This is a genomic window from Paenibacillus barengoltzii NBRC 101215, assembly GCF_004000745.1.
GTDB classification, from domain to species: domain Bacteria; phylum Bacillota; class Bacilli; order Paenibacillales; family Paenibacillaceae; genus Fontibacillus; species Fontibacillus barengoltzii.
The window spans coordinates 1-8,702 of sequence record NZ_BILV01000122.1; the positions used below are offsets into that span (position 1 = coordinate 1).

General features: G+C 53.9%; 8 protein-coding genes. 3 read left to right on the top strand and 5 right to left on the bottom strand.

Annotation, left to right across the window (positions count from 1 at the left end):
* Position 1 precedes the first annotated feature (1 nt).
* Complete coding sequence (locus PBA01S_RS22045; RefSeq protein ID WP_028538223.1) at positions 2-1,018, bottom strand: DUF7309 domain-containing protein; 1,017 nt, start codon at positions 1,016-1,018, stop codon at positions 2-4.
* Positions 1,019-1,206: 188 nt separating this feature from the next.
* Here PBA01S_RS22045 and yhbH point away from each other — a divergent pair, with 188 nt between their 5' ends.
* The gene (gene yhbH, locus PBA01S_RS22050; RefSeq protein WP_127576747.1) at positions 1,207-2,376 is read left to right on the top strand and encodes a sporulation protein YhbH; all 1,170 of its coding nucleotides are present in this window, start codon (positions 1,207-1,209) and stop codon (positions 2,374-2,376) included.
* Between the two features lie 41 nt (positions 2,377-2,417).
* Positions 2,418-3,812 carry a SpoVR family protein gene (locus PBA01S_RS22055; protein WP_371859565.1) on the top strand — a complete coding sequence of 465 codons (1,395 nt, stop codon included), beginning with the start codon at positions 2,418-2,420 and terminating at the stop codon, positions 3,810-3,812.
* A 2-nt stretch (positions 3,813-3,814) separates the two neighbouring features.
* On the opposite strand, the gene PBA01S_RS22060 is transcribed toward PBA01S_RS22055, so the two are convergent.
* From PBA01S_RS22060 to PBA01S_RS22070, 3 genes are all read right to left on the bottom strand, one after another.
* Entirely contained in the window at positions 3,815-4,318 is a 504-nt protein-coding gene (locus PBA01S_RS22060) for a hypothetical protein (RefSeq protein ID WP_127576748.1), read from the bottom strand.
* 114 nt (positions 4,319-4,432) lie between these two features.
* On the bottom strand, positions 4,433-4,759 hold the full coding sequence (locus PBA01S_RS22065) for a hypothetical protein (protein WP_028538219.1): 327 nt from the start codon (positions 4,757-4,759) through the stop codon (positions 4,433-4,435).
* 696 nt (positions 4,760-5,455) lie between these two features.
* The gene (locus tag PBA01S_RS22070; RefSeq protein ID WP_016312918.1) at positions 5,456-7,351 is read right to left on the bottom strand and encodes a PrkA family serine protein kinase; all 1,896 of its coding nucleotides are present in this window, start codon (positions 7,349-7,351) and stop codon (positions 5,456-5,458) included.
* A gap of 236 nt (positions 7,352-7,587) precedes the next feature.
* On the opposite strand from PBA01S_RS22070, the gene PBA01S_RS22075 reads away from it, so the two are divergent.
* A complete protein-coding gene (locus tag PBA01S_RS22075) occupies positions 7,588-8,340 on the top strand; it encodes a DUF2161 domain-containing phosphodiesterase (RefSeq protein WP_085279210.1) in 753 nt (250 codons plus the stop codon).
* A 26-nt stretch (positions 8,341-8,366) separates the two neighbouring features.
* On the opposite strand, the gene PBA01S_RS22885 is transcribed toward PBA01S_RS22075, so the two are convergent.
* Positions 8,367-8,702 (bottom strand): aminotransferase class I/II-fold pyridoxal phosphate-dependent enzyme (locus PBA01S_RS22885; RefSeq protein WP_371859564.1); only part of this gene is annotated, 336 nt, incomplete at its 5' end.

Consider the following 8,702-nt stretch of genomic DNA (forward strand, 5'->3'; position numbering starts at 1 on the left):
GTTAGAACAGCCTGCCGCCCACCGATCGCTGAAACTCCTCAATCGCCGGAAGATGCGGTTCGATCCGGCTGACCAGCCCAAAGCCTGCGATCACCCGCGCCAGTTCTTCCTCCATCTTCGAAGTACGGACCGCAAGCCGCGTTGGCTTCACCCGATGCATCTCGATCAGCGCTAATAAGCCTTCTGCAAGATTCTCAGACGCTTCCTTCTGTGGAGTCAACCCGTAGTGCAGAATTTGCCCAGTCTCTTGATCTGCAATGATGTTCAAGGTGGGGTAGAACGGCCGTCCTTCCTCCTCAATCGGCATCGGGATATAAAAGCTGTCGACCTCCCAGATCCCTGCATCGCCGTTGACTGCGCGCCGAGCTTTCACCATCCGCAGTTCGTCCACTACGGCCGCTCGTCCGGCGGGCTGCCATTGATCGGCTGGATCCGGCTCTTGCCATTCGCTTCTCCACTGCATTGTGTCGCTTTCTCCCTCCGTCAACGGGACTCGCACGAGAAATCGTTCCCCATTACCTGCTAACAAAGCATCGGGATTCTGTCGATAGGTCAGGCACACCTCGATCGCTTGGTGGAGAATCTCCGTCAAGAAAACCATATCGTCCCGTTGTGTCAGCGGCCAGGGCACGTATCCGGGTTCGTAGAGACGGAAGGACGGCCAGGCGGTTTTGCCTTGATAGGATAAACCAAGCTCATTCAACCGTTCATATTCCTCTGGGTACAACTCATCTCGGCTGCCAAAGGACAGCATATAACAATGCTGGGCAAACAGCGGATCGCCGGTGAACTCCCCATTTAACATCTCGAGTACCGTCTGCAAGCCCTCCGTTCCCAAATAAACGGCCAGTCCATACATCTCCTTACCGCTCCCCATTACACAGCAATATCCGATGCGGTGATCCCGTGGACTGCGCACGCCAAACAAATGAACGTTTGTCAGCCATACCCAGGGCTCCAGCTTCTTAAATTGATCCGCAGCTTGATATAAGTTTAGCCAAACTTGATTGATTTGCACCCGTTGCGACCTCCTTTGGCAGCCTCCCTCATTGATATCCAGCTTAACCCGGATCTCTGCCTTTTTCCAGCCTTATTGTTTCCAAACCGGCGCAAGCTCCCTCACATATCGCCCCTCTCCGTGAATATACTTTATTTACATCCACAAATATAGCGTTCCGGGAAATCCCGATATGGAGGTGTTCATCTATGCCAACGCCTGATCGATATCACTTTGTCGTCTCCAAAGAGGACTGGTCGCTGCACCGGAAAGGGTATCAGGATCAACAACGTCATCAGGAGAAAGTGAGAGAGGTCATTAAGCAAAATCTGCCTGATCTCGTCACCGAAGAAAATATCATCATGTCTGACGGCAAGCAGATCATTAAGGTCCCCCTCCGCAATTTGGAAGAGTACCGCTTCATCCATAATTACCAGAAACATAAGCATGTTGGCCAAGGCGACGGGAGCAGCGAGGTGGGAGACGTACTCGGCCAAGACAGCCCGAAGGATAATGGAAAAGGCGGGAAAGGCGGCAAGGCCGGTGATCAGCCGGGCTACGATTACGTAGAAGCGGAGATTAGCATCGAAGAACTGGAGGATATGCTGTTCGCAGAGATGGAATTGCCTTATATCGAGGAAAAAGACAAGGCAGATTTGGAAACCGAATCTATCCGCTTTAACGATATCCGCAAAAAAGGCCTCATGTCCAACATCGACAAGAAACGTACGATCCTGGAGAATCTGCGCCGTAACGCCACCGCCGGAACTCCTGGCATCCACGGCATTACGCCGGACGATCTCCGCTACAAAACATGGGAGGACGTCGTTGTGCCCCACTCCAATGCGGTGATCCTTGCGATGATGGATACATCCGGTTCAATGGGGGCGTTCGAGAAATACTGTGCGCGCAGCTTCTTCTTCTGGATGACCCGATTCCTGCGGCGTCAGTACGAGAAGGTCGAAATTGTGTTTCTCGCCCATCATACCGAGGCCAAGGAGGTCAGCGAGGAAGAGTTCTTCACCCGCGGGGAAAGCGGCGGCACCATCTGTTCCTCGGTCTATCAAAAAGCGCTGGAAATCATCGACACCCGTTACCCGCCGTCCAGCTACAACATCTATCCTTTCCACTTCTCCGACGGGGATAACCTGACTTCCGATAACGAGCGCTGCGTCAAGCTGATTGGCGAGCTGATGAAGCGCAGCAACATGTTTGGCTACGGGGAGGTCAACCAGTACAATCGCGGCAGCACCTTGATGTCCGCCTACCGGACGATCAAGCAAGAGAAATTCATGTATTACGTCATTAAGGAAAAAGGCGAAGTTTACAACGCGTTAAAACGGTTCTTCCACAAGCGCGAAGGAGGTGCCGCTAGTTGAGCAGCGAATTAGAACAGCTCGAATATGCCATCGCAGAAATTATGGAGATCGCCGACTCGTTTGGTCTTGATTATTATCCGATGCGCTACGAAATTTGCCCCGCCGATATCATATATACGTTTGGTGCTTACGGAATGCCAACCCGGTTTTCGCATTGGAGCTTTGGCAAAATGTTTAACAAGATGAAGATGCAATACGATTTCGGACTTAGCAAAATCTACGAGCTTGTCATTAACTCGAATCCGTGTTACGCCTTTTTGCTGGAAGGCAATTCACTGATCCAGAACAAGCTGATCATCGCCCACGTGCTCGCCCACTGCGACTTCTTTAAAAATAACGTGCGCTTCTCCGCCACCAACCGAGATATGGTCGAGAGCATGGCCGCCACCGCGGAGCGAATTAGCCGGTACGAACTGGCCTACGGTGCGGAAACGGTGGAGAGCTTCATCGACGCGGTGCTGGCAATCCAGGAACACGTCGACCCGCAGCTGATCAAGCCGATGCGGTATGATAAACGACAGCAGATGGAAGAAAAGATTCGGCGGGCAAAGGGAGGACGGCAAGGTTCGGTGAAAGCAGGGCCTTACGACGATCTTTGGGCGCTTGATGAACCTTCGAGCGGACGAAACGACGACGCCAAAGAGGCCGCCGTCCACTTCCCGCCTGAGCCGGAGAAGGATATCGTCTGGTTTATCCAGGAATATTCCGAAGTGTTGGAAGACTGGCAACGGGACATCATGAGCATGCTGCGGGAGGAGATGCTGTACTTCTGGCCGCAGATGGAGACGAAAATCATGAATGAGGGATGGGCTTCGTACTGGCATCAGCGCATTATCCGTGAGCTGGACCTAACCAGCGACGAAACGGTCGAATTCGCCAAGCTGAACGCCTCGGTCGTCCAGCCGTCGCGGCAAAGCCTGAACCCGTATTACCTCGGGCTCAAGATCTTCGAGGACATCGAGCGCCGCTGGGATAACCCGACCGAAGAGGAACGCCGCCGCTTTGGCCGGGAGCCTGGAAAAGGCCGTGAGAAAATCTTCGAGGTGCGTGAGCTCGATTCGGACATTTCCTTCCTGCGCAGCTATTTGACCAAGGATCTCGTCCGTGATCTGGACTTGTATATTTTCGAGAAGCAAGGTCCGGAGTGGAAAATCACCGACAAGTCATGGGAAAATGTCCGCGACCAGCTGATCGCCTCCCGCGTCAACGGCGGCTCGCCCTACATCGTTGTCCAAGACGGCGACTACCTGCGCTCCGGCGAGCTGCTGCTGAAGCATCAATATGAAGGAATTGAGCTGGACCTGAAGTATCTGGAGCATACACTCCCTTACGTTTACAAGTTATGGGGCCGCCCGGTGCATCTGGAGACGGTGGTGGAGGATAAACGGGCGCTCTTCTCTTATGACGGGCAGAAGCATGTGAGGAAGATGCTTTGAGTTCAGGTGACTTTTAAGGTGAAATAAAAGTCGCTTTGGCCTTGATCCAGAAACCATTCACAATGGATGCGGTACTTATAGATTCCTTTCTCTTGCGGGACCGTGTAGGGATGCTCGAGCGCCCCGCCTGCTGAATCCACCCCCGTTAGCGTAAATTCCTTGATGCCCTTGGGCGCTTCGGTATCGATTGGAGCGCCTGCAGGTACTTCAACGGGCTCGGTTTCAAGAATGCTGGAATCCACGCTGACACAGGTGCCTTTGCTGTTATATACGGGCTTACACCACGAGTAACCACCCCTAACCACTTCTACGGCCTTTCCTTGTACGTTCACCGCAGGCGAAGGCGGCGTGTCAGCCTGAACCCATCTGGAATGAATGGCTCGCTGAACAGCAGAAGGATCCATAGGTGCCCTCTGCTTCAAGCCAATCGCATATCCGGCCCAGAAGGTGCATGCTAAGATTGCGATGGCAGCAACGATGATCATGAGTTGGTTACTCTTTTCCAAGGTATCGCCCCCTATGGTTTCAAACTAACAGAAAGAGCCGCACGGATCAATTGATCTGGCGGCTCTTGTTTGATCTGGGGAGCACTCAGTATGGTATGCCCCTTTAAGAGTCCATCAGGACAGCAGTGCGATGACCAGCAGCTCGTAGAGAACCAGTGTCAAAATGGTCTCATCACTGGGACTAAGCCCCCAATAAGGAACGCCAAAGGCACGCTGGCCCCCTTGCCGCGGAACAGCCAATTGCAATAACCCGCCTTGGCAGCCCACGATTCGGCCCACATGCACATGACCATCCATCGTTTCAATGCGCACCCGTTGATTCATATGCTGCCGGCAGATGTCGTGCACCTGATTACGAACCGTCCGCAAGTGCTGAACATGCTGCGGATTCGCCTGGTAAACGACTCGATGCTGCGGATAACCCCATGGTTGAACACTCATTCGTTCTTCGCCTCCAACGTTTCAAGTTCAAATTATCGTATGCGAATACCCAGTAGGCGGTGATGCTTGGCGCAGAAATCCGGCCCGGTCTTGCCAGATGCCGTCGAGTTGTGATTTGTTTAGTTGAAGGGGCAACGGATGGGGCTTGGGTCGGGGTTTGCTTGAGGTTTGCTTGGTTGAACCTGATCTTCGCTTAGGGACTTCAACACGCGGAAACATATTAGCTGTAAAACCTACCGTTAATTTTGCTCATTTTGCCCTTAGGAGAGGATTAGCAGTAAAAAGTAACGTTAATTTGGGCGATTTTGCTGGATTGGCGAGTTTGATGCGAAATTAGCGGTACTTTTTCCAGTTAAATTGTTTAACAAGCCTTTCCGACACGAAATTAGCGGTAGAAAATCCAGTTAGTTGGTGGATAAAGTGCCGCGTGGGGGTGTGAAGCCAGTAAATTAGGGGAGCGCGAACATAAGGTAACGTGTCACGGTTAATTAGGGAGCGAGTGTGGCATGGTGGGACATAAAATTGTTGGAGAGGTACGACGTGAGTGACGTGAGTAAGGTGGGTAAAATGGGGGAAGGAAAAACCGTTTGATTAATGGAGAAACACGAGCGGTAGAACGTAAGGACAGGTAGATGCACGCCCCAGCACACCAAAAAAAGGTGGAAGGATCTCCCCCCACCTTGCAACTGCTGCGCTTTACCGGTTCAACAAACTGCCGACATAACGCAACAGCTCGTTGGCGCACACCGGGCAGTAGCCGTGCTCGTCAATCAGCCGCTTACTGACCTCGTTGATGCGTTTAAGTTGATTTTCATCCGGCGTTTTGGTTGATGTCGTGATCTTAACGATGTCCTTCAGGTCGGCGAACAGCTTCTTCTCGATCGCTTCCCGCAGCCGGTCGTGGTGATTATATTCAAATTTCTTCCCTTTCCGCGAATACGCAGAGATCCGGATCAAAATTTCCTCCCGGAACGCCTTCTTCGCGTTCTCCGAGATGCCAATCTGCTCCTCGATCGAGCGCATCAGCCGCTCGTCTGGATCCATCTCCTCGTCGGTAAGGGGATCGCGGATTTTGGTCCAGTTGCAGAACGCCTCGATGTTGTCGAGGTAGTTCTCGAACAACGTACGCGCCGATTCCTCAAACGAGTAGACGAACGCTTTTTGCACTTCTTTCTTGGCAATCTCGTCGTATTCCTTACGGGCGATGCTGATGAAGTTCAAGTAACGCTCGCGTTCCTCCTTCGTAATCGAAGCATGCTGGTCGAGACCGTCCTTGATGGCCCGCAAAATATCAAGTGCGCCCATGCAATGCAAATCTTGCTTAATCAGCGCACTGGAAATCCGGTTGATGACATAACGCGGATCGACGCCGGACATGCCTTCTTCCAGGTACTCGTTTTGCAGTTCCTTCAAATCGGCGTCCTTGTATCCTTCAACCTCTTCTCCATCGTAGAGCCGCATCTTTTTCACCAGATCGACGCCTTGTTTCTTCGTCTCCTTTAACCGGGTTAAGATGGAGAAAATCGCGGCGGACCGCAGAGCATGCGGCGCAATATGAACGTGATTCATATCGCTCTGGGCGATCAGCTTGGCGTAAATTTTCTCCTCCTGGGACACCTTGAGGTTATAAGGGATCGGCATGACGATCATCCGCGACTGCAAGGCTTCATTTTTCTTATTGGCAATAAACGCTTTGTACTCCGCTTCGTTAGTGTGCGCGATAATCAGCTCATCCGCCGAGATCAACGCAAACCGCCCCGCCTTGAAATTCCCTTCCTGGGTCAGCGACAACAGATTCCATAGAAACTTCTCATCGCATTTCAGCATTTCCTGGAACTCCATCAGGCCGCGGTTGGCTTTGTTCAGCTCACCATCAAAGCGATAGGCCCGCGGATCGGATTCGGAACCATATTCAGTGATGGTGGAAAAATCGATGCTGCCGGTCAAATCGGCGATATCCTGGGATTTGGGATCCGAGGGGCTAAACGTGCCGATCCCCACCCGTTCCTCTTCGGACAAGAGCACCCGCTCGACTCTGACGTTCTCGATGTCGCCGCCATACTCCGTTTTCAGCCGCATCTGGCACACCGGGCACAAATTGCCTTCGATTCTAACCTTCAGCGTTTGCTCAACTTCCGGCCGGAGTTCATGCGGAACGAGGTGCAGCGGGTCCTCATGCATCGGGCACCCGGCGATGGCGTACACCGCCCCTTTATCGGTCCGGGAAAACTTCTCTAGCCCGCGCTTCAGCAGCGTTACAATGGTGGACTTGCCCCCACTGACCGGCCCCATCAGCAGCAAAATCCGCTTGCGTACGTCAAGCCGACGAGCGGCGGAGTGAAAATACTCCTCGACCAGCTTTTCGATGGCCCGATCCAGACCGAAGATTTCCTGCTCAAAAAATTTATACCTTTTTCGGCCGTCTACTTCTTCAATGCCGTAGGATTTAATCATTTCATAAACCCGGGCATGGGCGGTCATCGCCGGCGAAGGGTCTTTGGCCAACAGTTCAACATAGTCTTTAAATGTGCCGCTCCACGACAAGGAGTCGCTTTCCGCCCGATAAGCCGCAATTCGCTCAAAAATGTCCATGTTAGGTACCTCCTGTACTCCCGCTTTAGGGGTTCTCCCGCGTCCCCGATCTTTAGAACTTACATGACCAGATATGGAGCATCCACGATAAAAAAGTGTATTACATACCTATGCGCCGGGGAGGGAGAAGTTGACCTTTTTTCCGATGAAAATATTCAGATGGAAAAAGTAGGAATTTCGCTTTGTGATATAATCTTGAACAGGATCATGGGAACGAAGAGGAAAAGGGGATCGTCATGGCGGTACAGCATGAGACGGAATTGTACGCTCCGTTGAAGGCTTTTTTTGAGGAGCGAGGGTATGTGATTAAGGGGGAAGTGCGGCATTGCGACTTGGTTGGCGTTCGGCCGGATCGCGATGAGCCGCTAATTGTGGAGATCAAAAAGACGTTTAATCTTCCCCTGCTGCTGCAGGGGTTGGAGCGCCAACGCCTGAGCCCTGAGGTGTATCTAGCCGTAGAACGGAATCGCGCCAAAAAAGGGGCGCACAACCAGCGATGGAGCGAAATTACGATGCTATGCCGCCGGTTGGGACTCGGGTTGATCACGGTCACTCGATATAAAACAAAACCCGCCTTCGTGGAAGTCCTGTGCCAGCCGGGAGACGGCGCCTTATACTTGCCGGGGCCGAAGGTGGTTAAGCGCCGAGTGGAGAAGCTGCTTCACGAGTTCCACGAGCGCAGCGGCGACTACAACGTTGGCGGCAGCACCGGCACCAAGCTGGTGACAGCCTACCGCGAACGGGCGCTGCGCGTGGCGCTCGCCATTGAGGAAGGCGGCGGTGAAATGTCGCCCAAGGACGCGCGCGACCGCAGCGGCGTTGGCAGCGCCGCCGCGATCCTGCAGCGCGATTACTACGGTTGGTTCCGCCGCGTGGTGCGCGGGAGATATGCGTTGACACCGGCTGGCGAGGAAGGGCTTCGCCAGTACGCCCATGTCGTGGACAGTTGGCGGCGGGCGGCAGCGACCGCAGAGCAGGAACAGGAATAAGAGCGATGCAGTGGTCTGGCTCTGGATTAGTCCACAGAACGCACCGTGAACTCGGCGAGGGCGGCGGTGAGACGCGCCAGCCCTTCGCGCAGCCGCGCCGGTTCATGCGCGGCAACAGTCAGCCGGATGAAACGATCATCCGGCTCTTTGGCGTAGCACAGCGTCCCTGGCAGGAACGCTGTGCCTTCCAGCAGCGAAGCGCGCAGCAGCGCTTCGCTGGAGACCCCGGCGGGCAGGCGCAGCCAGAGGAACAGCCCGCCGCCGGGGTCTTCCACACAGGCGCCGCGCCAAGCGGGCGCCTGCAGCAGCTCCAGCGCGAGCGCGCGCCGCGCGGCATACGCCGCCGCAGCAGCTGCGGCGGC

Bases quoted from the DNA above. Each gene is read 5' to 3' on its own strand.
- PBA01S_RS22055 (WP_371859565.1), top strand. From the start codon at position 2,418: ATGGAGATCGCCGACTCGTTTGGTCTTGATTATTATCCGATGCGCTAC.
- PBA01S_RS22070 (WP_016312918.1), bottom strand. From the start codon at position 7,351: ATGGACATTTTTGAGCGAATTGCGGCTTATCGGGCGGAAAGCGACTCC.
- yhbH (WP_127576747.1), top strand. From the start codon at position 1,207: ATGCCAACGCCTGATCGATATCACTTTGTCGTCTCCAAAGAGGACTGG.
- PBA01S_RS22065 (WP_028538219.1), bottom strand. From the start codon at position 4,759: ATGAGTGTTCAACCATGGGGTTATCCGCAGCATCGAGTCGTTTACCAG.
- PBA01S_RS22075 (WP_085279210.1), top strand. From the start codon at position 7,588: ATGGCGGTACAGCATGAGACGGAATTGTACGCTCCGTTGAAGGCTTTT.